Source organism: Nocardioides sp. InS609-2 (assembly GCF_023208195.1).
Lineage (GTDB): Bacteria > Actinomycetota > Actinomycetes > Propionibacteriales > Nocardioidaceae > Nocardioides.
In genome coordinates, this window is the sequence record NZ_CP060034.1 from 372706 (window position 1) to 397672 (window position 24967).

The window sequence follows — 24967 nt, forward strand, 5'->3', positions numbered from 1 at the left end:
CGTCCATTACACGACATTGTGACAATAACGGCACTTGACTATGGCTGGTCCAACGCGGACCGAAGGGATGACGCACCATGAGCACGCAGCTGCACGAGGCCTACGGAATCGTCCGGGCACGCGCCAACTCGCGAGACGACCACGCGCTGCTGCGCACGGTCGAGCTGGCTCGCACGCAGGACCGCCGGCTGATCCTGGCGCTGCGCATCTTCGGTCGCTGACCGACGCCGGCGCGTCTGGCAGGCTCTGGCTCATGACCGATCCTGCACACCAGACGCCCGAACTCACCGACGAGACCTTCCGCTCGATCGCCCTCACTCGCATCGGCGAGGGTCGCTACAAGGCCACCAACGCCCGCGGTGGTGAGACCTTCATCGGCAGCGGGGGAGACGATCCCGACTTCACCCCGGTCGAGCTCCTCCTGGCCGCCATCGCCGGCTGCAGCGCCATCGACGTCGACGGCATCACCGGCAAGCGTGCCGGGGCCACGCAGTTCGACCTCACGGCCTCGGGTCACAAGATCCGCGACGAGCAGGGCAACCACCTGGTCGGCCTGCGGGTCAGCTTCGACGTCGTCTTCCCCGAGGGGGAGGCCGGCGACGCGGCGCGCGCCGCCTTGCCCCGCGCCATCGCGCAGACCCGCGACCGGCTCTGCTCGGTCGGCCGCACCGTCGCCCTCGGCGAGCCCATCGAGTACGTCGAAGGCTCGACGTACGGGTGACGCGCCCCGGGTTGGGCTACATGCATCGTCGGCGGAGCTGACAAGTTTGCCCTCTCCGCCGACGACCCATCTTGGATCAGAGCAAGGCGATTAGGATCCGCGAATGGCCATTGCCACAAGCATTACGGCAAGGATCCCCGATCCGACGACCAAGAGCGCGCCGAAAAGCACGATCAGTGGCTTCCATTCGCCTCGGGAACTTGACATCAGTCGTGACCTCGAGACGCTAGTAGCCGGTCGGCCCACAGGAGCCTCCAACGAAACAGATCTTCCCGGTTCCATTGCCGTAGTAGTGAATGTCGAAACTGAATGACTGATTCGGCGGGATCATGACGGCGCCTTGCTTGATTGTAATGCGGTAGATGTGCTGGTCGGCAGACGTGCTAATGATGTCTGGACCAGAGATGAGTTCGACCGACTCTCCTCCCCCCATAGGAAGCCGCGACGGCAAACTGATCGTCGGCGGGGTGGTGCCAGAGATTCCGTAAAGTGGCCCAACGGTTCCAACCGGCGCTTTGAAACAGAACTTGTTGTTCGCCACAATCGCATGCCCAGCGAATGCATTGAATCTCAGCTCAATGAACTTGTGGGCCTTCCCGGCACATACCCCTGCAGCCGAAGCAGGCGATACGACACCAATCGCCGCTCCCCCTGTGAGAAAGACCATGGATGTAGCGAGCAAGAGAAACTTGCGAAGCATACCTATCCTCCCGTAGACACAATATCGGCCCGATGCCGATAGTGACGATGGCCACCTGGGTGATCACCTCGCGCCACCATAGCGCCCTCGGAGTGCGCATCGCGCGACCAGGGGGTGCTCGACGACAACACACCTACGGCCACGGTCTCGCGTGCCGCCGAGTCCATATACTTCGTCGACGACCGCGCAATTAGGAGATGGTGACCGTGCGGATCTCAACCGGTGTCTTTGGAGGGCCATCGGGGCTACCGGTGGTAGTGCCGTTAGCAGCAAGGCGGCGGATCGCGTCGAGGCTCGTTTCGTCGATGGTGCCGAAGACGGTGTATTGAGATGGCAGTTGCGTCTTGTCGTAGACGATGAAGAACTGTGACCCGCCGGAGTTCGGCTGGTCTTTCTTGTTGGCCATCGCCAGCGTCCCGGCCGGGTAGGTCTCCTCGCCCGTGAACTCGTCGGGGATCGTGTAGCCCGGGCCACCGCCACCGGTGGCCGTCGGGTCGCCGCACTGGAGCACGAAGATGTTGGACGTCGTCAGCCGGTGGCACGACGTGGAGTCGAAGTAGCCCTGCTCGGCGAGGGACACGATGCTGCCCACCGTGCACGGCGCGGCGTCGGCATCCATCGTCATCTCGAGAGCGCCGATGGAGGTCTCGAACGTCACGGCCACGTCGCCCTTCACCGTGGCCTTGTCCGGAGGCGGGTCGACGTCCTTCGACGCTGCCACGGAGTCCTCGGGGTAGTCACACGCGACGCCGGCTCCGCCGTCGTCATCGTCGTCCCCACCGCAGGCAACGAGTAGGAACGGGAGGACCACCACGGAGACCAGGGGGGCAAGGATTCGCACGCGCATGGCCGCGATAGTAGGCGAGGAGCCTCGGTCCGGCATGGCAGGCTGTGGCCATGAGTGCTCTGCGCCGCGCCGGGCGTCGCGCGGCTGCCCTCGCCATCGCGTCGGCCCTGGTCGCTTCGTCGCTGCTGAACCCGCCCGCGCAGGCACAGGTCGAGCCTCACCCGTGGCTCGAGTCGCGGGTGATGAGCATGCCGCACTCCGGTGGCGAGCTCGAGGCGCCGATGAACACGCTCTACGCGTTCGAGCGCTCGGTGAAGGCTGGCGGCGACATGCTGGAGCTCGACGTGCAGTCGACCCGCGACGGCAAGCTGGTCGTCATCCACAACGCCGACGTCGACGAGACCACCGACGGTCATGGACTGGTCTCGAAGCTGCCCTGGCGGAAGGTCCGCAAGCTCGACGCCGCGTACTGGTTCGTCCGCGGCAAGAGCGCCGAGCACGGTCTCGCCGACAAGCGCTACAAGCTGCGCGGTGCGAGGTACGGCGACGTGAAGGTGCGCGGCTACCGCCAGATCGACTTCGGCATCCCGAGCCTTGCGCAGGTGCTCGAGGCCTTCCCGGACACGCCGATCAACATCGAGATCAAGGGCGCCAGCGACGACGACCTCGCGTCGTACCTGCACAACGCCGACCTGCTTGCCCAGCTCATCAACCGCAGCGGCCGCACCGACGTGATCGTGGTGTCGTTCAAGGACGAGGCAATCGCCCGCTTCCACGCCCAAGCGCCGCAGATCGCGCTGGCGCCGGGCCAGTCGAGCTTGTTCGGCTACTTCCTGGGCGGCGTCCGACCGGCCGAGGGCACGGCCGCGCTCCAGGTCCCGGTGAGCTACTCCGGCATCCCGATCGTCACGCGCGAGTTCGTCGAGCGGGCGCACAGTGACGGGTACGCCGTGCACGTCTGGTTCAGCTGCAGCGCACCCGACGACTGGGCGACGTACAACAGGGTGCTCGACGCGTGTGTCGACGGCGTGATGGCGGCGAAGCCGAAGCTGCTCGAGCGCATCCTCGAGGCGCGCAAGATCGAGCGGCCGGGCCGCCCGGGCGTCGATCCCTGCGCACCCTGACGCCGGTGTCGACCGAGGGGCATGCCTGGGAGATCGCCGAACGCGAGTATGCACGGCACGAGCAGCGCCGCGGCCGCCGCTTCGCCTACGAGAGCTGGAACCCGCGCACCACGGCACTCGTCGTGGTCGACATGGTGGGCCTGTTCGCGCAGGACAACGAGTTCGTGCGCGGCATCGTGCCGCAGCTCAACAGCCTCGCCTCCGCAACGCGTCAGACCGGCGGTGTCGTGGCCTGGGTGCTGCCCGAGGTGGCGGTCGAACCCAGTCCCTGGGCGCTGGAGTTCTACGGCGAGCAGGTGGCACAGCTGTACGCCGGCTCCGGCGGCGCCGGCGCGCTGGCCGACCGGATGGTGCCGGGACTCGTGACCGACGAGGCCGACATCGTGGCGGAGAAGTCAGCGTGGAGCGCGTTCTTCCCCGGGCGGTCGAATCTGCCCGCCCAGCTCGAGACCCGGGGAGTCGACACCGTCGTCATCACCGGCACCGTCACCAACGTGTGCGTCGAGTCGTCCGCCCGCGACGCCGCCACCCTGGGCTACCGGACCATCGTGGTCGCAGACGGCTGCGCGGCCGGCGACGACAGGTCGCACAATGCGGCGCTGCACACGCTCTACCGCTCGTTCGCCGACGTGCGGCCGACGGCTGATGTGCTGGCCCTGCTCGCAGGGGGAGAGGTCAGGACGTGAGCTGAGATCTCGACGCCGCGCTCGCGAAGCCGAGCCAGGTGTGCCGATTGCCGGCCCAGCACCAACCCACCTTCGGGGCCTGACGCCGGTCCGTGCCGTCACGCCCGGTGCCGTTGCTGATCCAGAGTGCGGGCGTGCGCGCGTCGAGTGCGCCGTTCGGCTTCCGCAGCCGGGAGCCGGGAGCCGATGGTCATGTAGCAGTGGTTGCGCTCGATCACGTCGGGTTGCTGGAGCGCCCAGTGGATGCCCTCGGTCAACGTCAGCGGCGTGCGTCCGTCAGCCTCGATCGCGGGCAGGGCTTCGTCCGGGCTCCAGTTCGCCATCTCGTCACCGCGGCTGACGTCGCGCAACAGGTAGAGGGCGGACGGCGGCACGATCACGCCGTCGATCGGCACGAACAGGTCGACGTCGGTCATGTCCTCGACCACGAAGCCCGGCTTGTCCATCCGCTGAAGGAGTGGCGCGAGCACCGAAGCCGCCACCCGATCGTGGTGCAGCACGAGGAGGTCGCCCGGCTGGCCGGCCGCTGCCGCGTCGTACAACTGAGTGGTGGTGAGTCCGGCCTGTTGGTGAAGGCCGAGCTCGATGAGTCGATCGGCCTGTGCGGTGAGGGCGGGCAGTGGCGCGAGCGTGGTGGGCAAGTACAGACCTCCGGGACGGCGTGGGTTGGCAGGAGTCCAACGCGCGAACTGCCGCAGGGGTTCCCGCCCGGCTCAGCCGGTGGCGCCACCGAACACCACGAGCGCCCAGGCCAGGCAGGCGAAGGCCCCGGTGCTGGCGACGGTGCGGGCGAGGTTCCACGCGGCCCAGCGGGCCTCGCCGAACTCCCTGCGTACGGCGGCAAGGTCGACGTCGCCATCGGGGTCGACCGCCTTGAGGGCGTCGTTGAGGGGGACGTTGACGGCGATCGTGGCCACGAACGTGAAGGCGTAGAGCACGAGCGCGACGCCCAGCCAGGGGAGCGGATCCTCTCGGAGGCTGAGCACGGTTGCAGCCAGCGTGAGCACCAGCGCACCGACGAACCCGCCGGCCATGAACCACGGGTTGATGATCGCCCGGTCGATCGCCTGGAAGCTCCGGATGAACGTGCGGTCGTCGACCTTCCTCAGCCCCGGCATGATCGTGTGCGCGTAGAGCGCGAAGACTCCGGCCGTGAGCCCGGTGGTGATGGTGGCTCCCACCAGGGCGACACCAAGGAGTACGTCGTGCATCTGCTGCTCCGATCTAGCGGGGGACTTCGTCGTGGGACGGCACGGCGTTGGCGCCGATCGACGCGCGCTCGTCGTCGGTGAGCCCCGCGGCGGCGAGGATCTTCTGGACCATGGCGTTCTTGCCCCGGCCGGACTCGTCGATGTCGGCCGCCGACGCCCCGACCTCGCGCTTCACCGCGGCGTACTCGTCCCTCAACCGGGCGTCGCTCCGGAGTGCGTCGCGCACCATCACGTGGTTGCGCAACGACAGCGAGCCGTCGACCACGACGTAGGTGTTGGTGCCGGCCAGCCGGGCCGGCTCCTTGAACGCCAAGCGTTGCGGGATGCCGAGCTCGCCGAGCGGCGCGAAGCCCAGCGACACGAGTACGTCGGAAGCCGCCGCGACGTGCGCTTCACGGACGACGATGTCTCAGTCGATGACCGGCTTCGCGGCGAGCCCGGGCACCGCCGTACTCCCGACATGCTCGATCGACACGATCTGGGTGGCGGCCGCCGTCAAGGCCTCGGCGTACTCATCGCGCAGGGCGTCGAACCGGTGTGGCCACGAAGGGTCGTAGTCGACGACGGAGATCACCAGGCCAACCTATGACGTGGGGGAGGCGCGCACCTGGCCGACTACCCACCGGCCCTCGTCACTGACGAGCCAGCCGATCAGGCGGGCCGGGTCGTTCGGGCTCGCCGACGCGAGCGGCCGGGAACCGCTGGACGACCTCGTCTCGTCGGTCCGGCCGGCCGACTGGAACCGCACGATGGCGGCGTACGGCGATACCGAAGGGCTCGCTGAAGCCCTGCCCGCCGCGATGGTCCAGGGTGTGCTCTCGATCCCTCTTGACGAGGAGAAGAGCTCAGGGGCGCGGCAGGGGCTCGAGAGGCTCGACGAGGGCGCGCGTCGCGCGCGTTGAATTGTGCACAATTGAATTGCGTGCCATTCTTCGTGCATGGGCAACACCACCCGTCTCGACGACCAGCTCTGCTTCGCGCTGTACTCCGCCGCCCGCGCGGCGACCGGCGCCTACCGCAGCGCGCTCGGTGAGCTGGGCCTGACCTATCCGCAGTACGTCGCCCTGTTGGCACTGTGGGAAGAGGACGGCGTCGGCGTGGGTGAGCTGGGACAGCGGCTGTACCTCGACAGCGGCACGTTATCGCCGCTGCTCAAGCGGCTCGAGGCACTCGGGCTCGTCGAGCGGCGGCGTTCGGCGGATGACGAACGACGGGTGCGCATCCACCTGACCGCAGAGGGTAAGGCGATGCGCAAGCCCGTGACGCGCGTCCAGCGCGAGATCGCCGCGAAGGTCGGTCTCACCGCCGAGGAGGTCACGACGCTGCGCACCCTTGCGCGTCGACTCTCCGAAGTTGCCGAGCATCCAGACGAACAAGCACACAACCAAGGAGTCTCATGAGTTCCCTGTACACCGCAGAAGCCCTCGCCACGGGAGCCGGCCGAGCCGGCCACGTGCGCACCTCCGACGGCATCGTCGACACCGACCTGGCGATCCCGAAGGAGCTCGGTGGCGAAGGTGGCGCCGCGAACCCAGAGCTGCTCTTCGCGGCCGGCTACGCGGCGTGCTTCCACTCGGCACTCCAGACCGTCGCCCGGCGTGAGAAGGCCGACCTGGGGGAGTCCTCCGTGGGAGCCCTCGTAGGCATCGGCCCCAACGGGAACGGCGGCTTCGCGCTCGAGGTCACCCTCGAGGTGGTCATCCCCGGCCTGGACCTCGAGGCGGCCCAGCGGCTGGCCGAGATGGCGCACCAGGTGTGCCCCTACAGCAACGCCACGCGCGGCAACATCGCGGTCACCCTCGACGTTGTGGAGGACTGACCAGATGCTCTCCGTGCCCCTCCGCACCCGTGAGATCCACCTCGAGTCCCGGCCCGACGGCTGGCCGACGCCCGACAATTTCAAGCTCGCTGAGGTCGACCTACCCGTGCTCGACGACGGTCAGGTGCTCGTGGCCAACCGCTACATGTCGGTCGACCCCTACATGCGCGGGCGCATGAACGACGTGAAGTCGTACGTCGCGCCGTTCCAGATCGACACGCCGCTCGACGGTGGCGCCGTGGGTGAGGTCATCGCCTCCGCCAGCAACGACGTGGCAGTCGGCGCGACCGTGCTGCACGGCCTCGGATGGCGCGAGCACGCCGTGCTCGACGCCGGCAAGGTCACGGTCGTCGACACCTCCCTCGCGCCGGAGTCGGCCTACCTCGGCGCGCTCGGCATGACCGGGCTGACCGCCTGGGGCGGGCTGCTGCACGCGGCCCGGTTCAAGCCCGGTGACGCCGTCTTCGTGTCCGGCGCGGCCGGCGCCGTCGGAGCCGTGGTCGGTCAGATCGCCAAGGCCTCCGGTGCCTCTCGCGTGATCGGCAGTGCCGGCTCGCCCGAGAAGGTCGCCCGGCTGAAGGAGCTCGGTTTCGATGCCGCCTTCGACTATCACGACGGTCCCGTCTCGGCCAGCCTCAAGAAGGCCGCGCCCGACGGCATCGACGTCTACTTCGACAACGTGGGTGGCGAGCACCTCGAGGCGGCCCTCTCCTCGCTGAACCTGTACGGCCGGGTGGCCATGTGCGGAGCCATCTCGCAGTACAACTCCACCGAGCCGAGTCCTGCCCCCCGCAACCTGGCGCTCCTCATCGGCAAGCGACTCAACGTGCGCGGTTTCCTGGTGGGGGAGTACGCCGACAAGTCGGCCGAGTTCGCTGAGCAGATGGCCGGCTGGCTCGCCGACGGCTCGGTCACGCGGGACGAGACGGTGCGTGAGGGTCTCGACCAGGCTGCGCAGGCCTTCATCGACCTCCTCGGGGGAGCCAACACCGGCAAGATGCTCGTCAAGCTGTAGGCGCCTGTTCGGAACTGTCCGACGTCGGCCCTAGGGTGGTCGGGTGATCCGACGATGAGCAAGATGGATGGACTGCGCGCCATGCGCGAGGCCCGCTACGCGGAAGCCGCGAAGGCAGCCAAGCCGTCAGCAGTCGCCAAGGCGACGAAGAAGCCGGCTCCCAAAGGTGTCGAGGCCAAGCGTCCCGCTGCCACCCCGGAGTCGACCGACTCGCTCCTGTGCGGTCATCGGGCCATCAGCGGGCGCACCTGCACCCGCGAGCACGGTCACGCGGCCAAGAGCCACCGCTACTCGTAGGGGTCGGGAGCGGCCTCGTGCGCTGAACTGTTCGCGTGCGGGACCGGACCCGAGCACCTAGCGTTGCAAGCGATGACCCCTCACCTCTTCGCGCTCTCCTTCGACGCACACGATCCACGCCGACTCGCGCACTTCTGGGCCGGCGTCCTGGGCCGGGAGACGGCCGACGACGGCGTGACGCTGCTGCCGAGTGACGACACCGAGTTCCGGATCCACTTCCTTCCGACCCAGGAACAGAAGGACGGCCCGAACCAGATGCACTTCGATCTGACGAGCACGTCCCTCGAGCACCAGGAACAAACGGTGACGAAGGCGCTCGAACTTGGCGGCCGGCACATCGACATCGGTCAGCTCCCCGAGGAGGGCCATGTCGTGCTCGCCGACCCCGAGGGCAACGAGTTCTGCGTCATCGAGCCGGGCAACAACTTCCTTGCTGACACCGGACTCATCGGAGCGCTGTCGTCCGACGGCTCGCAGGAGGTCGGTTACTTCTGGAGCGAGGCGCTGGGTTGGCCGCTGGTCTGGGACCAGGACGAGGAGACTGCGATCCAGGCGCCGGGCGGTGGTTCGAAGATCACGTGGGGCGGCCCGCCGGTGAGGCCGAAGACCGGTAGGAACCGGCTGCACTTCGATCTCGCTCCACCTGCCGACGGTGACCAGCAGGCAGAGGTCGACCGGCTCGTCTCTCTCGGGGCGACTCGCATCGACACCGGTCGGAGCGAGGCCAGCCGGGTGGCGATGGCCGATCCCGATGGCAATGAGTTCTGTGTCTTGACCCCCCGGTAGCGAGACCGGCGGCCAGTGAGCGACGTGGCGCGGGGTGACGCTGACCCATAGCCGCGGCGTACTTTCCAGCTTCAAGCGCCCCGTCGGGCAAGAGCCTCAAGTGCCAGCTCCGCGAGGAGCGTGCCGGCCTGGCTGAAGCGGACTGAGGAGCAGCAGCGTGTACGCCGCGATGGACTCGTGTCGGTGATGGTGTCGTCAGTGATCATGCGCTCGAGCTCGGCGCGGGTGAACCAGGCCGACCGCATGTCCTGCTCCTCGAGATCTCGCTGAGGGGTGCCCTGCGTCAGGCCCGTCGCGAGGAAGACCCGGCACCGTTGGCTCAACATGCTGGGCATGACGTCGAGCGTGCCGAGCGGGGTCAGCGTGCTGGCCGAGAGCCCGGTTTCCTCGCGCAGCTCGCGTGCGGCCAGCGCCGCCGCGTCGACGTCGAGGCTCTGGTCAGCGGTTCCGGAGGGAAACTCCCAGCGTCGGCCGCCGACCGGGTACCGGTACTGCTCGACGAGATGCAACCGGTCGCCGTCGGACGGGATGATCAGCGCGATGTCCGGGGTGTCCACCACGCCGTAGATGCCGGTGGATCCGTCCGGGCGACGGATCGCGTCTTCCCGGACCGACATCCACGGGTTGGCGTACATCTGTTTGCTGCCAAGGGCTTCCACGGCCTTCAGTGTGCCCGGTCGGAGGAGCGGGGGAGCGTGTCATGCGCCGGGTCGCAGTCACGGCTCGGCGAGCCTGGCCTCGTCCCACGTCCTGTAGATCCAGGTGAAAGGTCCCGACCGTGCCGAGCCTGCTCGCGGTGTTCGCTCATCCCGATGACGAGTCGTTGTCGGCGGGCGACCATCGGCTGCGAATCCCAAAGTGGTATCATCTCGGTATGTCCACCCAGATAGCGGTCCGCCTGCAGGATGAGCTTGTCGAGTACGTCGACAGTCTGGTGCGTGACGGAGCCGGGTCGCGTGCCGCTGTCGTGGCGCGGGCGCTGAATCTCTACCAGCAGCAGCTGCGAGGCGAACGGGATGCGCGGATCCTTGAGGAGTCGGGCGACTACCACGACTTCGACGAACTGGTTGGCCACTCGTCGATCGACGACTGATGCGCGACATACACATTGCGCACCTGGACAAGCCTCGCCCAGTCCTGGTGCTGACGCGCGATCCGGTGCGACCCGCAATGCGCCGCGTGACCGTCGCTCCGATCACCTCGACCGTGAAGGGCCTGAGCACTGAGGTGCCGGTCGGAGCCGCCAACGGGCTGGACCAGCCGTCCGTCGTGAGCTGCGACAACGTCATCACGATCGACAAGGCTGCGCTGGGACGCCACATCGGATTCCTCTTCGAGCGCCAGGAACGCGAACTCACGGCGGCGATCATCAACGCATTCGCGCTGCGCACGGACGACATCTCCTGACCGGGCTGGGGAAAGTCCTCGAAGAGGATGTGGCCGACGATGTCGAGACCGGCCTGGCGGCTCCGTCCCAGGGGCAGACGCGGCAACCATGGCCGCACCACACCAAGGAGACCAGCATGACGAAGTACCTGCTTCTCAAGCACTACCGCGGCGCCCCCGAGGGCGTCAACGACGTCCCGATGGACAGGTGGACACCGGGGGAGGTCGAGGACCACATCCAGTACATGAACGACTTCGCCACCCGGCTCGAGGGCACCGGTGAGTACGTCGACGGCCAGGCGCTCTCGCCCGAGGGCACGTTCGTCCGGTACGACGGGGAGGGCCGACCGCCAGTCACCGACGGGCCTTTCGCGGAGACCAAGGACCTGATCGCCGGTTGGATGGTGATCGACGTCGACACGTACGACCGCGCGCTCGCGCTCGCCGGCGAGCTGTCGGCCGCCCCCGGAGCCGGCGGCAAGCCGATCCACGAGTGGCTCGAGGTGCGCCCGTTCCTGACCGCACCGCCGACGATCACCGAGTGACCTGACCGGCAGATCACGGATAGGACGGACCCGGTGATCGACGAACTGCTGCTGCGGGAGCTGACTCCCTCGGTGATCGGCGTCCTCGTGCGTCGCGGAGTCGACTTCGCGACGGCCGAGGACGCCGCGCAGGAAGCACTCATCCAGGCCGCCCTGACCTGGCAGGACCGGCCGCCGACCGACCCGAAGGGCTGGCTGATCACGGTTGCCTGGCGCAAGTTCCTGGACGCCCATCGCGCCGAGGCCTCCCGTCGCGACCGGGAGCAGAGGGTCGAGGTCGAGCCGCCGCCCGGACCGACCGAGTCCGCGGATGACACGTTGCAGCTCTTCTTCCTGTGCGCCCATCCGTCGCTGACCCCTGCCTCCGCGGTGGCCCTCACACTGCGCGCCGTCGGTGGCTTGACGACCCGACAGATCGCTCAGGCCTACCTCGTGCCGGAGGCGACGATGGCGCAGCGGATCAGCCGGGCCAAACGCACGGTCGGGGGAGTGCGGTTCGAGGAGCCCGGCGACCTGGCGACGGTGCTGCGGGTGCTCTACCTGGTCTTCAACGAGGGCTACACCGGTGACGTAGACCTGGCGGCCGAGGCGATCCAGCTCACCCGGCAGTTGGCGTCGATGACCTATGACGCGGAGGGCGCGGGGCTGCTGGCGTTGATGCTGCTCCACCACGCTCGACGACCGGCGCGGACGCGGCCCGACGGGAGCCTGGTCACCCTGGGGGAGCAGGACCGATCCCGCTGGGACACGGGGCTCATCGCCGAGGGTGTCGACGTCCTGCAGACAGCGCTGGGTCGTGACCGACTCGGTGAGTTCCAGGCCCAGGCCGCCATCGCCGCCTTGCATGCCGACGCGCCGCGCGCCGAGGAGACCGACTGGGTGCAGATCGTCGGCTGGTACGACGAGCTGCTCCGGCTCACCGGCAGCCCCGTCGTGCAGCTCAACCGGGCCGTCGCGATCGGTCAGGCCGATGGCGCCCGGGCGGGCCTCGCAGCCCTGGCCACCGTGAACCCCGACCTACCGCGGCACACCGCCGCCGCGGCGTACCTGCACGAGAAGGCTGGTGACCTGCCGACTGCGGCGCGGTTGTACGCCGACGCCGCGCGGTCCGCCCACAATCTCGCCGAACGTGACCACCTCACCCGACAAGCGGCGCGGATCAATCACGCGCTGCCGCGCGGAGATGACGGGATCTAGGGAACACGTCCGATTGCCATGAGGTGGTTGCTCATGTCCCGAATCCCCGGAAGATGCCCGGTCTTTCGAGCCAGGGTCAGGGCGGCGCTCAGAAGCTCCGGGTCCTCGCCGTGGATGTGCTCCAAGGCGAGCCCGGCGACGCCTTCGATGGCACAGAGCTCGACGTCTTCCAAGCCGACATCAAGAAGGTCGGCTTCAAGCTCCTCGGCGGTATGAAAGTGACCTGCGGGGAAGCGTCCTCCCGGTGTGGGTGTGCCGTGCTCGAGAAGCGCGATCCATTCCTTGGGGTAGGGATGGGGGATGCCCTCGGCCAGGGTCACGACTGCGTGGCGGATGAATCGGGGGATCACGGCAGCGAAGATCAGCCCGTCAGGGTTGACGACGCGCACAGCCTCCCGCAAGCAAGCGCGGCGTTCCTCCTGTGAGTGCAGGTGGTAGAGCGGCCCGAAGAGCAGTGCCGCATCGAAGGTGTCAGCTTCGAACTCCAACTGGCGAGCGTCGCCGACCTGAGCGGTAAATGTGCCGTGCCGTTCGGCCCTGATGACCTGCGTCCCCACCGGGTCGATCAGAGTGACGTGATGCCCCGCATCCGCAAGAGCCGCGGCGTGGACACCAGTGGCACCACCGATGTCGAGAATCCTCGAATGCGGGGCGATGCGGTCAGTGATGATTTCCTGCGCGCGATGAACTCGAGTGCTCCCTGGGCGGAGCGACTTGTGAGTCGTGCGGATTCGTCGAACTGGCTGCCGTAGTAGGCCTGAATCGCCTCATCGATCGTCCCTTGTTCCATGCCCGGAGCGTAGATGCCGCGAATGCGACTCGGGGGACCACGACACCCCTATTGTCCGTGGTTGGACGCTAGTTCCCGGCGGCCGTAGAGAACTCCTCGAAGCCCGACGGCGTCGTAATCTGCAGGATGTGCAACGGCTCCTCGGGGCCAACGAGGAAGGTGCGCGGCGGGCCGAAGGGGAGGAGCACAAAGCTGCCCGGCCCGGCGGCGAGTTCCGGCCGCCTGACGACGTACGGGGCGACTCGATTGACGAAGACTCCTTGGTCGGCATGATGTATCGATCGGATCCGGGGATCAGTAAGTCAGGGTCGATGTGGGAGCGCAGGATGCCGATCTCAACAGCTGCCACGCCGGAGTCGGCGTCACCGACGTCGTGGATTGCCTCAACTCGTCCCTCTAGATGAATCTGGAACTCGCGATCGCGCGGCGGGCTCACAACATGTGACTCGATTGCGGTGAGGCCGGCCACGTCGAACTTGTCTCTCGCGAACACATATCCCTTGGCGGCCTTGTGAGGCTGAACGACCGGGGTTCCGGTGTGTGAAGATTGAGGGTGGTCCGCGAGGTGGTGTCCAGTCCGAGCATGCAGCTTTTGCCGAGCCACCACGCCGAAGACATCGGCGCCAGATTGGGCGTCCCGTCTTCGTTCAGTGTGCTGATGAGAATCACTGGCGTGCCGTAATAGTTGACTCTCGGCTCGAAGGTGCGGTGGGTGCGCCAGGGGAGCGGTGAGCCTCGGCGCAACAGGTCGAGGGGTCAAGCCTCCACCACCGGCTGCCGACAAGGGTCAGCCGGCGTCCCAGGGCAGGGCGATGTCGGGCGCTACCGCCTGCTGGAGTCGTTGCTGGGCAGCAGCGCGGGCGTGCGCGTAGCACTGCTCGTCGTCGAGCAGGGATCCGACGTTCGCCGCGTCCAGGACGGCCTGGAGCTCGAAGGCGAGTTGTTGAACGTCGAGGGCGGGAAGCAGTTCGCCGAGCAACCTTGCGTCGTCGAGGGTCTGCCCAAGCAGGGACATCCACTCGCGATGGGCCGCCACGAGCGCATCGCGGACGGCTCCTGGTCGCCCGCCGAACTCCAGGCTCGCCCGCGCAAAGAAGCAGCCGCCGCGGAATATGCGTGCCTGGGAGTAGGCGATCCACGACTCACTGAGGGCCCACACGCGTGCCAGCCCTGGAGGCACCCGCATGGCTGGCGCCACAACAGCGTCGGCGTAGATCGCCCGAGCGGCCCTGATGGTGGCGAGCTGGAGTTCCTCCTTGGCGCCGAAGCGAGCAAACAGGCCGCTCTTGCTGATCGACAGGTCGGTGGCCAGCTGTCCGATTGAGATGCCGTCCAGGCCGTGCAACGAGGCAACCTGCACAGCCCGGGCCAGCACCGCGCGCCGGGTTTCACTGCCCCGCCGCAGGCGGCCGTCCGTCTCGTCGAGCGCGGTCTCGTCCATGGACTCGACACTAGCAAGAAGAAGACTTGACATCTCTAACTAACAGTACGATCGTTCGTTCTCTTATGACTCAACTCGAGACTGCTCCAGTCCCTCCGATCCCGGCCGGGCCCACGAGCATGACCAGCCGCACGGTCCGCCACGCCATCAACACCACAGCGCGGGTCTCGCCAAGCCTCGCCGGACGGATGACGTTCGAACTGTGGCGCCGGCCGCTGGCCCGCGGGCCGGTGCGTCCCGCGGAGCGGCTTGTTCACGAGTCGGCCGACGTGGGTGAGCTGGTACACCGTGGCCGGACTGTGGTGACCTACACGTGGGGCGACGGCCGACGCCCCGTCCTGCTGGTGCACGGCTGGCGAGCTCGGGCCTCGCGCTATGCGCTCCTTGTCACCGCACTAGTGGAGGCCGGCTACAGCCCGGTCTCCTACGACGCGCCTGGCCACGGTGGCTCCGCGGGTCGCGCGGTGACGATCCTCGACCACGAGGCGATCATGCGCGGGCTGGCCGAGCGTCACGGTCCTTTCGATGCGGTGGTCGGACACTCACTCGGGGCGTTGTTCACCCTCTATGCCGTGCGCCAAGGGGGCCTGTCGCCAGCCCGGGTGGTGGCGGTCAGCGGAATGGGCGAGTTCGGCTACCTCGTCGACGCATTCTGCGACGGCTTGAGGTTGAGCCGCGTGGTGGCCACTGGGCTGCGACGCTCGATCGAACGCTCACTCTTCGACGGTGACGCCGAGATCTGGCGCCGTTTCTCCGTGGACAGCCCCGCCGACTGCGACCTGTTAGTGGTCCACGACTCCGACGACGCGGTGGTGAGCCCCGCACAGGCGAGGGTGATCACCCGGACCTACGGCCGGCGGGCGACGTACGTCGAGACGGCGGGGCTAGGGCACAGCCGCATCCTCGACTCCCCGTCGGTGGTCCAGGCGGTGGTCAACTTCATCGGCCGGGAGGGCCGCGCAGATGACTAGCGTCGCCGAGGCGGCCGCTCAGTTATGGCCGGCGGCCCGGCTCCTGAGTGCGCTGTCCGTCCGGCCGGCGGGGCCCGAAGACCGTGAGGGAGTAGTACAGCTGCTGGCTGGATCGTCCGCGGACGCCCTCCACCAGCGCTTTCTCGTCGGCTTCGGTGGACCGCCACTAACCGCCCTGGTCGACCGCCTGCTCGCCCGTGACGCGTCATCACGATCGGTGCTCGCACTGGCCGGCGAGGCTGTGGTGGGCCACGGCATGTGTGCCCACGCGAAGTCGTGGCAAGGGCGGCCGGCCGTAGAGATCGCGCTGCTGGTGCGAGACGACCAGCGAGGACGCGGAATCGGCTCAGCGCTCCTGTACGCACTACGCGACGAGGCGGTCGCGATGCGGGCGGAATGGATCCAGGTCACCACCGCCGCCGACAACCGGGTAGTTACCGCGATGGTGAGGGCACACGCACCGGGACTGCAGCCGAGCTCGACGGCACTGCGCTGACCTACCATCTGCCCGTGCCAAACGCCCGGCGCCTACAGCCAGCGAACGATAGCCAAGCGCAGGCGGTGGGTCATGGATCCAGAACACCGAGAGCGTCAGAAAGTTGGCGGTTGCGGACGTCGCTGGCGGCGGCCGACCCCATGTAGAAGCCGCCGCCGTGGATATCCATGACCACGCCACTCGCCGACGTGCCCACAGGAGCGTGAATCCGCAGCGGAACCAGGTGGCCGCCGGCGTCGACAAGCACTTCGACAGGTGGCGGATTCGACGGGGCGGGTGCGGCGCTTTGGGCTCGGACAGCGCGAAGCTCCTCCCAGCTACTTGGGCCCCTGCCCGCTAAGCGTCTCGCATAGAAGGCGCGGGACTCGTCAATGAGAGGCAATAGGCGCGGGTCTATCAGCTTGGTGAGTCCGAGTTTCATCGCGACTCACCTTACGGGCCCGGGTCCGGTAGCCATTGTGGGAGTTGGTCCGCTCCGAGGACCGCTCCCCGTACGGAGCCCCGCATATCGCTTCGGCTGGCCTCGGCCGACATCAACGCCTGCTCGAACGGGACAGCATCGATCGCACGTCGGGCTCCCTCGTTGGTGACGGGCAACCTTACGCAGGCGAGTGGCTACAACATCAAGAGCAACCAATGGTTGCGTACGCCGGGTTTCGTGCCGTACCGTTATGCGCAACCAAATGTTGCAGGAAGTTGGAGACCCATGGAATTCGAAACCATCGAGCGCGAACTCCGCATCGACGCCTCGCCGGAGGTGGTCTACGAGGTCATCAGCAGTCCCGGGCACATCAAGCAGTGGTGGGGTGGCGCGGAGGCCGACCTCGATGCGGCCGCCGAATCGGTTGGGGAGCTTGCCTGGCGTGACGAGACCGGCGCCCGGGTGCACGTCGTACCGATCACTGTCCTGGTCGCAGATCCGCCCCGGTTGTTCTCCTTCCGCTGGGTGCATGACGAGGGTGAGGTCGCGGGACCCGGCAACTCGTTGCTGGTGAACTTCGAGCTGGTCCCGTTGGGCAAGGGGACCGTTCTTCGGCTGACCGAGTCCGGGTTCCGCGAGAAGGGCTGGGAGGCAGCGGTTCTGGAGGAGCAGTACCAGGAGCACGTCGAAGGCTGGGACCGTTTCGTTCCGAGCATCGGCGAGTACGTCGCGCGGCTGGTGTCCACGCCGTGAGCGTCGTCGTCGACGACGACTTGTGGTCGGCGATCGGGGACCCGACGCGGCGTCGAATGTTCGACCTGCTCCTCGCGGACGGCGACGGAACGGCAACCAGTCTCAGTGAGCAGCTGCCGGTGACGCGTCAGGCCGTCGCGAAACATCTGGGGGTGCTTCACCGGGTCGGCTTGGTCCAGGTGACGCCGATCGGGCGGGAGATGCGCTACCGGGTCGACGACGCCCAATTCGCCCGTGCGGTGGCGCAGCTCGCTCTCGTCGGGGCCACCTGGGACGCCCGACTGGGGCGCATCAAGCAGATCGCGGAAGCGATTCAGCGCACCAAAGAGCAGTGATCCAATCAATCTGAGAAAGAGGAACACAAGATGGCAGACATTCTTCACAGAATCGGAGTCAAGTCGGCGTCCTTGGACGACGTCTACGACGCACTGACCACCGTCGAAGGGCTCTCCGGCTGGTGGGCGACCGACATGCGAGGCGAGACCGAGGTAGGCGGAGTGCTCCAGTTCCGATTCCTGCCCGGCGGCTTCGACATGAAGATCCTGGAACTCCATCCCGCCAAGCACGTGCTGTGGGAGGTGGTCGACGGGCCCGAGGAGTGGATCGGCACCAGGGTCAGCTGGGACCTCAAGCAGGAGGACGACTTCACGATCGTTCTCTTCAAGCACGAAGGATGGCGGGAGCCGGTCGAGTTCATGTACCACTGCAGCACGAAGTGGGCGACCTTCCTGATGAGCCTGAAGACCCTCGTCGAGACCGGAACGGGCGCCCCCGAGCCGCATGACGTCAAGATCAGCAACTGGCACTGAGCCCTGGGGGAGTCACTCTGACAAGAACTCGTGGCGGCGGGAGATGCCCATGTGCTCGGCCATCTTCCGCCCGTCGCAGAGCCATGTCAGGTGCGAGCGCTTTGCTGGGTGATTCGCCGGAGGCGGCTTGATGGTGCTGTTCCTGAGGACGAGCGCTTCGCCTTCGAGCGGGTCTGCGAACTGGCACTCTCGTCGAGAGTTGTCCGCCAATCTCACGTGAGATGACGAGCGATGGGGGCTGGGACGGGCGGGTCCGCGGCGTCGCCAAATAGGCGCTCAGGACCGTTGACACCGATCTTTGCCGACGTGTGCAACGTCCTTGCCCCCGATCTCGTGGTCGTCGGAGGTGAGCTGGGGCACTGGCGCTCGCCGCCGCTTCGCTTGAAGAGCGGTGATCGCGCTGAGACTCAGGACGAACGTTGAGGAGCCCCCGTGTGAGGCTACGGAAGAAACCTCCCGAGGAACTTTCGTCACATGGTCGACCCGGTACGTCTGCCTCGGTCGGTCGGCCCGAAAGGGCCCGTTGATCAGCAGAAACAGAATCGTGGGTCACGACGAGTTCTCATTTGTGCGACTCGTCCTACATGAACGCCGATAACTGACATTATGTAAGTCTGTAGTCTGCGTATTGCATCAGATGAATCAACCACGCGGGCCGAGTCCCACTACCCCGGCGGCAGCGACGACCGTGCTGCTGACCTGCGGAAACGCTTCTGCAGAACGGCGTCTTCCAGGGACCTGCCAGGCCGGCTCGTCCGGCCGAGCCCTGGGCGCGGTACGCCGGGCGGTCAATCACGGCGCCTTGATCGGTCAGGGCGTTCGGAAGCTGACACCAGTCGGCAATGCTTCCTTGGTCTTCTCGACCTCCGCCGCCGAGCCCCACGATGGCTCCTGCCACTCGACGAACTCGTTCGGGATCACTGGGTTGATGCGCCTGATCTCTTTGGCGGCGAACTTCGGCAGCCGTGCCTTCTTGAGCGTCGGAATAGCCAGTAGATCATCAACTGACTTTGATGCGGGTCGGACGCCGAACATGTTCACCTCCTCAAGTGGCAGGCCCCGAAGCGGTTCAAGGGTGTCGACCTGCGTGACCTTGCTGCCGTCCCAGCTCGGGCGCGTCTCAAGGATCAGGCGGCGCAGGGAGCTCAGGCTCCCCAGGGCATCGAGGCTGGTCACGTGCGGCAAGTGCTGGACCCGGAGTTGCTCAAGCCGCTGAAGCGGCCGTAGCGCGTCGAAGGTGGGTGCGAGCCAATCGAACACCTCGAGAGACACGAGGTTGGTCAGTGCTCCGATTGCATCCCAGCGCTCGTACCGGCAGGCGAACATGCGCGCGTGCGTGATCGTCAGCGGATCGTCGAGTCTCGGGAAGTCGACGGAACGATCACCCCGGATGTCGACCTCTCTCGCCACGCACGGAGACTAGTGGTCCGCGTGGGAAATAGTCATCGGGTTGATGAAGTGAAATCATGGGCGCATGGCGAATCGACCTGCTCCGGCCCTGGTGCTGCGTGATGGTGACCGGGACAAGCTCGAGCGACTGACTCGCTCCTCGACGGTCTCGGCTGGTGCGGCTCAACGGGCTCGGATCGTGTTGCTGGCAGCCGACGGGGTGCCGAACGACCAGATCTGCGAGCTCGTCGGGTGCGGCCGTCAGAAGGTGCTGCAGTGGCGGGGCCGCTACCAGGGCAAGGGCATGGCCGGGCTCCTCGACCGGCAGCGTCCGGGCCGTCCGCGCACGATCGACCATCGCAAAATCGTGGCCGAGACACTGAAGCCCCCGCCGAAGAAGCTCGGCGTGACGCACTGGTCCACGCGGCTGTTGGCGGCTCGGTTGAAGGTCAGCGCCTACACCGTCGCGGAGGCTTGGCGTTCCTACGGGGTCAAGCCGTGGCGCTCGGAGTCGTTCCGGTTCTCCACCGATCCCGAACTCGAGGCCAAGGTCATCGACATCGTCGGGCTGTACCTGAACCCGCCAGAGAACGCGATCGTGCTGTGCGTGGACGAGAAGTCCCAGATCCAGGCACTGGACCGCACCATGCCGGTCCTTCCGATGCAACCCGGGCTCGTCGAACGCCGCTCTCACGACTACGTCCGCCACGGCACCACCACCTTGTTCGCCGCGCTGGAGATCGCCACCGGGAAGGTCACCGCCGCTCTCAAGCCGCGGCACCGCAACCAAGAGTTCCTCGCGTTCCTCAAGCAGGTCGAACGCGCCTACCGCGACGTCGTCGACGAGACCGGCCAGCCCGTCGATCTGCACCTGGTGATGGACAACTACGCCGCCCACAAACACACCAACGTGAAGAACTGGCTCATCGAGAACCCGCGCTTCAAGATCCACTTCACCCCGACCCACGCCTCCTGGATGAACCTCGTCGAGGTCTGGTTCTCCCTCATCGAACGCCAAGCCATCCGCCGCGGCGTGTTCACCTCGGTCAAGGACCTCAACACCAAGATCCGCACCTACATCGACTGCTGGAACGAACGCTCCCACCCCTTCGTCTGGACCAAGACCGCCGACGAGATCCTCACCAAAGCCAACCGGATGAAGACTTCAAATCCGGACCACTAGCGCCCGGCAAAGCCCGGTACCGTCGCGTTCGTGAACCTGTGGGCGGACCGAAAGGCGAAGGCTGAGCTCGCCCGCCTATTGAAGGGGCGGCCGAACTTCCACGTGCGCTTCAGCGAAAGCCAGGTCGCAGCAAGTCTCTGGGACTATGGCGAAGACAGGGTCGCTGAACGGGCTCTGGTCATGTCTCCAGGCGAGCTCGCCGACATCCAGGCGATTGCTGCCAGCTATGAGGAGCCGGACTACCCACTGCCACTGACGGGCCAGCGGATCACGCACAACCACGTGTGCGCGTTCGCTGCGATCAGCTACTTCGAGGGACGGGTGCGGCCACTCACCAGGACGCGCCGACGGCCCGAGAAGGATCGGCCTCTTCATCTACGGCCGTCGCCGCCGGCTGCTGGCCTGTAGTCCAGCCGACCGGCCCGAGCCTCAGATCGACAACGCCCCGGTCATCCAGTCTTCGAGGAACCGCAACACGGTAGGTGCGACCCACCTTCGGCTGTCGTCTTCGTGGTCCCACACGAACACCTCGCGGTTGCCGCTCAGGGCCACCGCGAACTGGTCGCCGTTGCCGGCGTCAGCGAAGAAGACAAGCCCCTGAAACGGCATGTAGAGCTGTTGGAAGTCACCACTCTCTCTGAAACGCGCATTGTCTTCCGCGATGCGGTGAGCGCTCCACAAGAGGCAGAGGCCGTACTCCCCCTGGATGCCATTGGTCTCAGCCAACAGCCGCCTGAGCTCATCCGGGAGGTCGTGGCCCAGGCGTGCTTCGCACATCCGAACGTCGTCGGCGGTCGCTGGAGGGCTGAACGACGCTTCACCCCATTGCCGAATCTGCTCCACAAGCACGACGACATCATCCCCCAGCGTTCTGGGGTCGTGCGCCTTCTCTCGCGGGTGGTCGGGGCGGGAATACGTCCGGACTTGATACGCAGCGTGTCCAGTAATTGCTTTTGGACACAAAGTCGAAGCACTCCCCCAGGGCCATGATCGTTGCTGCGACATGAAGGTCGGTGACCGCGGGACGGCCGCGGTGGGACTGGGCGTTGCGCATGCGCGCGAGGCCGCGCATCAAGTCGGTGTAGCCGTGGTGCAGGTTGATTCCGGTCCTGGTGTCAGAACTGAGGCGGACTTTCGGGGTCTTGCCCCCGAAAGCCTGGTTGATCAGGTCTTCGCCGTCCAGGTCAAGTCCGACCTTGAGGTGGATCAGGTCGGCCAAGAGTAGATGGGCGGCCGAACCAGCAGTTCACAAGATCGCCCCGTCCGATCGGGCATCAAGGGCGGGGGCCACTCATCACCGAACGCCGGGTGTCCCGTGCCGGGACCCCATGGCCGTGAGCCGGGCGCGCCCGGCGAGAACTGGCTCGTGCGCGGAAGCGACGAGGGCCGAGCTGGGCGTTAGGTGCCAAGTGCAGGCTCCAGCTCGAGACAGGCGATGTCCTGCGATTGCGTGGCCACCGCACGCGGCGCGTTAGCTGCTGGATTCGCGAGTCCTCCGCAATAGGCTCGGGGGCGCGGCGGCGTTCGTTGCGCATCTCGCGGCGATAGATGGCCTCCGACCGGCCACTCGTGGTGCGGCTCGGAGAACATGGAGTGGGCCAGACCCAGCGCAAAGCGTGTTGAGAGTTCTGCCGATCAGCCTGGCGGCGCGCTGCCGTGTCGGTGCGCCACCTTCCACTCGCCGTCTTCACGCCGGTAGATCTGCGTGGCTCGCAGGGTGTAGGTGCTCGGCACTCCGTTGACCGACGCCGAGGTGTGCTCGAACCCAGCGGTGTAGGCGACATCACCGAACACCTCGGCCTCCAGCAGCTCAAACTCGTACGAGGTGCAGTCCGAGAAGCTCTCCGCGAGATGCGCAAAAAGTTCATCGAGCTCCGCCTGCCCGCTGGCGTTCTTCCAAGCGCCGAGCACAGTGACCGGGTCGTTCCGGGACCAGATGGCACGCCGCGGGGATGCGTCGCCGTTGTGGACTGCCACCTCTGCGTCCCTGAGCACCGTGTCAACCCAGATGACGAACTCCTCGCGCTGCCTCATCCCTCCATGCTCCTCCACATTGACCTCACTGGCACGGAAAGGAGAGTCGCGGCGATGCGCGTCTTGCCACTGCTCCCGCAGGCGGTGCTATGACGCACCTGGCTCTCACGTCGTATAGGCCCGCGAGCGTCCACGAGGAGGAATCACACTCCAGGCGGGCGTGTGTGAGCCGCTGAGCCTCGGCTAAGAACGCATGACACGCTCCGACCGACGCCCAGCCTCAGTTGCGGCCGGTTGGGATCCGTACTGGGTCGCGCGCGTCAGGCTCCCGCAGCCACGAACTCTCGGACGAAGTCGTGCAGCGATGTGGTCTTCACTCCGAAGGTTCGCGAGAATTCGCTCATGTCGAGCGGCGACTCGTAGAGCTCCAGCGACGCGAGCAGCTCGGCCACGAAGTCGGGCAGCCCCGGCACTGGTTCGCCTGGCGGAACGGTCTGGACTGGGATCACCTGCCCGAGCACCTCGGAGAACGCGTCAACGACGTCGCGCCACGTGACAGGTTCACCGCCTATCGCGAGCACACGGTTCGCGGCTTCCTCCCGCTCGACCGCGGCCACCGCGTAACCCACCACGTCCTGCATGGCGACCAACGAGTGCCGCTGCTTGCCCTCCCCGACCAGGGTCACCGCACCACCCTCGAGCGCCGGCCCGATGATGAAGGGGAACCAGACGTCCATGAACGGGTCGGGTTGCAGGATCGTCCACGAAAGCTCGCTCACTTTCAGCGCTTGTTCGGTTTCGCCCTTCGCTCGCACGAACGGCACGACGTGATCCACGCTCGCGCCGAGCACGGACACGAACACGAAGTGCCGCACGCCTTCTGACGTGGCGGCGGCGATCAGGTTGCGGTTGCCGAGCCGATCAACGGACTCGATCGTGTCCTCTGCTTGGCGAGGTGCAATCGCGTTCGCCGTGGTCACCACGACATCGACACCCTTGCAGGCCTTCCGGAGCGAATCGGGGTCCCTTAGGTCGCCGCGTACGGTTTCAGCCCGCGCGTCGTCGAAGCTGGAACCGTCGCGGACCAGCACACGCACGGCCTTTCCACTGTCAAGCAACGCTCGAGCGATGCTGCCACCGAGGCGTCCGGTCGCACCGACGACGAGAATCATGACGGTTCCATTCCGGTCACCACGCGCCGCGTGTGCGCGTCCACGTCCCCGCTGGCCTCCTCGGCTGGCTCGAGATAGAAGCGCGCGGACGAGATCACGTCGCCCGTGATCCCGAAGATGACGACTCCACGCATGAGAAACGGCCCGCCGTCCTCGCAGCGGGATCCGGACATGTCCCATTCCGTCCAGACCTGGTCATCACTCTCTGCCCGGCGCAGGACTGCCGCTTGCATGTCGGCGACGCCGGCGAAGATCTCCGTCCAGTTCGTCCGCACCTGGTCGCTGCCCCTGAAGCCTCGCTGCGGGTGGACGGGTGTCTCGTTGACGTAGTCGTCGGCGAAGCACGAGACCAAATCCTCGAGATCGTATCCATTGACCGCCCCCACAAGCCGGTCGATCACGGTGCTCATGTTGCCTCCTCACTATCTACTACAGTAGCATGTAACGAAATGGTGATTCATGTCAAGGCCACCCGCCGCTATGACTCCACTGGCCGCAGAGCACGTGCGCTCCACACGCGCACGGCCATACTCGCCGCCGCCGAGCGGCAGTTCCTCGAAGATGGCTACGGCACGGCGACGATCGCCTCGATCGCCCAGGAAGCCGTTGTCTCCGTCGAAACCATCTACAAGTCCTTCGGCAGCAAGTCACGGCTGGTGCGGGAAATCTACGAGCGCGGACTAGAGGGCCGAGGGGACACGGGCGCCTACGAGCGGTCAGACGAGATGCGCGACCGGGAGAGCGATCCCCGGACGATCATGCGCGAGTGGGGACGCCTCTCCGCCGAGGTGGCGTCCGTCGTGACCCCCATCCGGATCCTGATGCGCCACCTCGCGCTGACGGACCACGAGATCGCGGCGGTGCTTGAGACCGCGGAGACCGAGCGGCTCGCTCGGATGCGGCACCATGCTCGGTTCCTCAAGGCGCGGGGGCACTTGCGCGAGGGCGTGACCGTGTCCGAAGCCACCGACCTCCTCTGGATATGCAGCTCGCTCGAGATCTACGAACTGCTGGTGATGGGGCGTGGCTGGTCGCCCGCCCGCTTCGCGCGTTACGTCGGTAACCTCATGATCACCGCCATGCTCTAGGTCCGCTGCGCAAGCGTCTCGGCTCTGCCGCTCGCGTGAGGCGTCAACTCGAGCGGTCACCGACGTCGGTCCTGTGCGCTCAGGGCCGTTCGCGATCGAGGTGACCGGCTTACGGGGTGCAGATCGGTGCCCCACGGTCGCGCCTCTATCTGGGTGCACTAACGCGGGGGAAAGACACATCCGGCTTGCGCACGATTCGGGCGGGA

Annotated in this window: 35 protein-coding genes and 2 pseudogenes; 22 read left to right on the forward strand and 15 right to left on the reverse strand. The window is 66.8% G+C overall.

Translation table 11 applies throughout. From position 1 onward, the window contains the following. Positions 1 to 77: 77 nt before the first annotated feature. Positions 78 to 221 (forward strand): hypothetical protein, encoded by a 144-nt coding sequence (locus H4Q84_RS01970; protein ID WP_248581732.1) that lies wholly within the window; start codon positions 78 to 80, stop codon positions 219 to 221. A 32-nt stretch (positions 222 to 253) separates the two neighbouring features. Further along, on the forward strand, positions 254 to 721 hold the full coding sequence (locus H4Q84_RS01975; protein WP_248581733.1) for an OsmC family protein: 468 nt from the start codon (positions 254 to 256) through the stop codon (positions 719 to 721). Positions 722 to 947: 226 nt separating this feature from the next. Here H4Q84_RS01975 and H4Q84_RS01980 read toward each other — a convergent pair whose 3' ends face one another. Together H4Q84_RS01980 and H4Q84_RS01985 are read right to left on the reverse strand one after the other, a co-directional pair. Further along, on the reverse strand, positions 948 to 1421 hold the full coding sequence (locus tag H4Q84_RS01980; RefSeq protein WP_248581734.1) for a hypothetical protein: 474 nt from the start codon (positions 1419 to 1421) through the stop codon (positions 948 to 950). Between the two features lie 190 nt (positions 1422 to 1611). Further along, positions 1612 to 2268, reverse strand: a complete 657-nt coding sequence (locus H4Q84_RS01985) for a peptidylprolyl isomerase (RefSeq protein WP_248581735.1) — start codon at positions 2266 to 2268, stop codon at positions 1612 to 1614. A 50-nt stretch (positions 2269 to 2318) separates the two neighbouring features. Here H4Q84_RS01985 and H4Q84_RS01990 point away from each other — a divergent pair, with 50 nt between their 5' ends. Further along, a complete protein-coding gene (locus H4Q84_RS01990; protein ID WP_248581736.1) occupies positions 2319 to 3332 on the forward strand; it encodes a glycerophosphodiester phosphodiesterase in 1014 nt (337 codons plus the stop codon). A gap of 5 nt (positions 3333 to 3337) precedes the next feature. Then, positions 3338 to 4018, forward strand: a complete 681-nt coding sequence (locus tag H4Q84_RS01995; RefSeq protein WP_248581737.1) for an isochorismatase family cysteine hydrolase — start codon at positions 3338 to 3340, stop codon at positions 4016 to 4018. Between the two features lie 98 nt (positions 4019 to 4116). Here H4Q84_RS01995 and H4Q84_RS02000 read toward each other — a convergent pair whose 3' ends face one another. From H4Q84_RS02000 to H4Q84_RS02010, 3 genes and pseudogenes are all read right to left on the reverse strand, one after another. After that, on the reverse strand, positions 4117 to 4659 hold the full coding sequence (locus H4Q84_RS02000; protein WP_248581738.1) for a DUF5701 family protein: 543 nt from the start codon (positions 4657 to 4659) through the stop codon (positions 4117 to 4119). Positions 4660 to 4731: 72 nt separating this feature from the next. Beyond that, entirely contained in the window at positions 4732 to 5229 is a 498-nt protein-coding gene (locus H4Q84_RS02005) for an anthrone oxygenase family protein (RefSeq protein WP_248581739.1), read from the reverse strand. A gap of 13 nt (positions 5230 to 5242) precedes the next feature. Continuing rightward, positions 5243 to 5803 (reverse strand): annotated as a pseudogene (locus tag H4Q84_RS02010) (GrpB family protein). 16 nt (positions 5804 to 5819) lie between these two features. On the opposite strand from H4Q84_RS02010, the gene H4Q84_RS02015 reads away from it, so the two are divergent. From H4Q84_RS02015 to H4Q84_RS02040, 6 genes are all read left to right on the forward strand, one after another. Further along, positions 5820 to 6131 (forward strand): hypothetical protein, encoded by a 312-nt coding sequence (locus H4Q84_RS02015; RefSeq protein ID WP_248581740.1) that lies wholly within the window; start codon positions 5820 to 5822, stop codon positions 6129 to 6131. A 36-nt stretch (positions 6132 to 6167) separates the two neighbouring features. Further along, a complete protein-coding gene (locus H4Q84_RS02020) occupies positions 6168 to 6629 on the forward strand; it encodes a MarR family transcriptional regulator (protein WP_248581741.1) in 462 nt (153 codons plus the stop codon). Next, a complete protein-coding gene (locus H4Q84_RS02025; protein WP_248581742.1) occupies positions 6626 to 7048 on the forward strand; it encodes an organic hydroperoxide resistance protein in 423 nt (140 codons plus the stop codon). Before H4Q84_RS02020 ends, H4Q84_RS02025 begins: the two co-directional genes overlap by 4 nt. Positions 7049 to 7052: 4 nt before the next feature. Next, a complete protein-coding gene (locus H4Q84_RS02030; protein WP_248581743.1) occupies positions 7053 to 8063 on the forward strand; it encodes an NADP-dependent oxidoreductase in 1011 nt (336 codons plus the stop codon). Positions 8064 to 8117: 54 nt separating this feature from the next. Next, complete coding sequence (locus tag H4Q84_RS02035; RefSeq protein WP_248581744.1) at positions 8118 to 8360, forward strand: hypothetical protein; 243 nt, start codon at positions 8118 to 8120, stop codon at positions 8358 to 8360. Between the two features lie 72 nt (positions 8361 to 8432). Next, positions 8433 to 9146: a VOC family protein gene (locus H4Q84_RS02040; protein WP_248581745.1), complete on the forward strand. Its 714-nt coding sequence runs from the start codon at positions 8433 to 8435 to the stop codon at positions 9144 to 9146. A 71-nt stretch (positions 9147 to 9217) separates the two neighbouring features. On the opposite strand, the gene H4Q84_RS02045 is transcribed toward H4Q84_RS02040, so the two are convergent. Next, complete coding sequence (locus H4Q84_RS02045) at positions 9218 to 9805, reverse strand: NUDIX hydrolase (protein WP_248581746.1); 588 nt, start codon at positions 9803 to 9805, stop codon at positions 9218 to 9220. Between the two features lie 119 nt (positions 9806 to 9924). Here H4Q84_RS02045 and H4Q84_RS02050 point away from each other — a divergent pair, with 119 nt between their 5' ends. From H4Q84_RS02050 to H4Q84_RS02065, 4 genes are all read left to right on the forward strand, one after another. Next, positions 9925 to 10239 (forward strand): hypothetical protein, encoded by a 315-nt coding sequence (locus H4Q84_RS02050; RefSeq protein WP_248581747.1) that lies wholly within the window; start codon positions 9925 to 9927, stop codon positions 10237 to 10239. After that, the gene (locus H4Q84_RS02055) at positions 10239 to 10553 is read left to right on the forward strand and encodes a type II toxin-antitoxin system PemK/MazF family toxin (RefSeq protein WP_248581748.1); all 315 of its coding nucleotides are present in this window, start codon (positions 10239 to 10241) and stop codon (positions 10551 to 10553) included. Before H4Q84_RS02050 ends, H4Q84_RS02055 begins: the two co-directional genes overlap by 1 nt. Before the next feature lie 116 nt (positions 10554 to 10669). Continuing rightward, on the forward strand, positions 10670 to 11077 hold the full coding sequence (locus tag H4Q84_RS02060; RefSeq protein ID WP_248581749.1) for a YciI family protein: 408 nt from the start codon (positions 10670 to 10672) through the stop codon (positions 11075 to 11077). 33 nt (positions 11078 to 11110) lie between these two features. Continuing rightward, on the forward strand, positions 11111 to 12274 hold the full coding sequence (locus H4Q84_RS02065) for a DUF6596 domain-containing protein (RefSeq protein WP_248581750.1): 1164 nt from the start codon (positions 11111 to 11113) through the stop codon (positions 12272 to 12274). Here H4Q84_RS02065 and H4Q84_RS02070 read toward each other — a convergent pair. The 3 genes from H4Q84_RS02070 to H4Q84_RS02080 all read right to left on the reverse strand — a co-directional run bounded on the left by H4Q84_RS02070 (position 12271) and on the right by H4Q84_RS02080 (position 14505). After that, a complete protein-coding gene (locus tag H4Q84_RS02070) occupies positions 12271 to 12945 on the reverse strand; it encodes a class I SAM-dependent methyltransferase (protein WP_349238417.1) in 675 nt (224 codons plus the stop codon). The two genes, H4Q84_RS02065 and H4Q84_RS02070, sit on opposite strands and share 4 nt — an antisense overlap. Continuing rightward, positions 12840 to 13064 (reverse strand): hypothetical protein, encoded by a 225-nt coding sequence (locus H4Q84_RS02075; protein ID WP_248581751.1) that lies wholly within the window; start codon positions 13062 to 13064, stop codon positions 12840 to 12842. Before H4Q84_RS02075 ends, H4Q84_RS02070 begins: the two co-directional genes overlap by 106 nt. A 787-nt stretch (positions 13065 to 13851) precedes the next feature. After that, on the reverse strand, positions 13852 to 14505 hold the full coding sequence (locus H4Q84_RS02080; protein ID WP_248581752.1) for a TetR/AcrR family transcriptional regulator: 654 nt from the start codon (positions 14503 to 14505) through the stop codon (positions 13852 to 13854). Between the two features lie 188 nt (positions 14506 to 14693). On the opposite strand from H4Q84_RS02080, the gene H4Q84_RS02085 reads away from it, so the two are divergent. The 5 genes from H4Q84_RS02085 (at position 14694) to H4Q84_RS02110 (ending at position 17955) form a co-directional block, all read left to right on the forward strand. Continuing rightward, entirely contained in the window at positions 14694 to 15476 is a 783-nt protein-coding gene (locus tag H4Q84_RS02085) for an alpha/beta hydrolase (protein WP_248581753.1), read from the forward strand. Then, positions 15469 to 15972 carry a GNAT family N-acetyltransferase gene (locus tag H4Q84_RS02090; RefSeq protein ID WP_248581754.1) on the forward strand — a complete coding sequence of 168 codons (504 nt, stop codon included), beginning with the start codon at positions 15469 to 15471 and terminating at the stop codon, positions 15970 to 15972. The genes H4Q84_RS02085 and H4Q84_RS02090 overlap by 8 nt, the downstream gene beginning before the upstream one ends. A 706-nt stretch (positions 15973 to 16678) precedes the next feature. Beyond that, on the forward strand, positions 16679 to 17146 hold the full coding sequence (locus H4Q84_RS02100; protein WP_248581755.1) for an SRPBCC domain-containing protein: 468 nt from the start codon (positions 16679 to 16681) through the stop codon (positions 17144 to 17146). Next, positions 17143 to 17481: a metalloregulator ArsR/SmtB family transcription factor gene (locus H4Q84_RS02105; RefSeq protein ID WP_248581756.1), complete on the forward strand. Its 339-nt coding sequence runs from the start codon at positions 17143 to 17145 to the stop codon at positions 17479 to 17481. The genes H4Q84_RS02100 and H4Q84_RS02105 overlap by 4 nt, the downstream gene beginning before the upstream one ends. 30 nt (positions 17482 to 17511) lie before the next feature. Continuing rightward, the gene (locus H4Q84_RS02110) at positions 17512 to 17955 is read left to right on the forward strand and encodes an SRPBCC domain-containing protein (RefSeq protein ID WP_248581757.1); all 444 of its coding nucleotides are present in this window, start codon (positions 17512 to 17514) and stop codon (positions 17953 to 17955) included. An 810-nt stretch (positions 17956 to 18765) separates the two neighbouring features. Here the strand turns inward: H4Q84_RS02110 and H4Q84_RS02115 are convergent. Further along, entirely contained in the window at positions 18766 to 19365 is a 600-nt protein-coding gene (locus H4Q84_RS02115) for a hypothetical protein (protein ID WP_248581758.1), read from the reverse strand. A 64-nt stretch (positions 19366 to 19429) separates the two neighbouring features. On the opposite strand from H4Q84_RS02115, the gene H4Q84_RS02120 reads away from it, so the two are divergent. Then, entirely contained in the window at positions 19430 to 20527 is a 1098-nt protein-coding gene (locus H4Q84_RS02120; protein ID WP_248580133.1) for an IS630 family transposase, read from the forward strand. A 30-nt stretch (positions 20528 to 20557) separates the two neighbouring features. Then, entirely contained in the window at positions 20558 to 20935 is a 378-nt protein-coding gene (locus tag H4Q84_RS02125; RefSeq protein ID WP_248581759.1) for a hypothetical protein, read from the forward strand. A gap of 21 nt (positions 20936 to 20956) precedes the next feature. Here H4Q84_RS02125 and H4Q84_RS02130 read toward each other — a convergent pair whose 3' ends face one another. The 5 genes and pseudogenes from H4Q84_RS02130 to H4Q84_RS02150 all read right to left on the reverse strand — a co-directional run bounded on the left by H4Q84_RS02130 (position 20957) and on the right by H4Q84_RS02150 (position 24083). Further along, on the reverse strand, positions 20957 to 21376 hold the full coding sequence (locus H4Q84_RS02130; protein ID WP_248581760.1) for an SMI1/KNR4 family protein: 420 nt from the start codon (positions 21374 to 21376) through the stop codon (positions 20957 to 20959). Positions 21377 to 21383: 7 nt separating this feature from the next. Further along, positions 21384 to 21752: pseudogene (locus H4Q84_RS02135) on the reverse strand (TIGR02391 family protein); the annotation flags it as partial. Positions 21753 to 22162: 410 nt separating this feature from the next. After that, on the reverse strand, positions 22163 to 22561 hold the full coding sequence (locus H4Q84_RS02140; protein ID WP_248581762.1) for a nuclear transport factor 2 family protein: 399 nt from the start codon (positions 22559 to 22561) through the stop codon (positions 22163 to 22165). 260 nt (positions 22562 to 22821) lie between these two features. Further along, a complete protein-coding gene (locus tag H4Q84_RS02145) occupies positions 22822 to 23673 on the reverse strand; it encodes an SDR family oxidoreductase (RefSeq protein WP_248581763.1) in 852 nt (283 codons plus the stop codon). Further along, entirely contained in the window at positions 23670 to 24083 is a 414-nt protein-coding gene (locus H4Q84_RS02150; protein ID WP_248581764.1) for a nuclear transport factor 2 family protein, read from the reverse strand. The genes H4Q84_RS02145 and H4Q84_RS02150 overlap by 4 nt, the downstream gene beginning before the upstream one ends. 39 nt (positions 24084 to 24122) lie before the next feature. Between H4Q84_RS02150 and H4Q84_RS02155 the strand changes: the two genes are divergently transcribed. Next, complete coding sequence (locus H4Q84_RS02155) at positions 24123 to 24761, forward strand: TetR/AcrR family transcriptional regulator (RefSeq protein ID WP_248581765.1); 639 nt, start codon at positions 24123 to 24125, stop codon at positions 24759 to 24761. Positions 24762 to 24967: the final 206 nt, after the last annotated feature.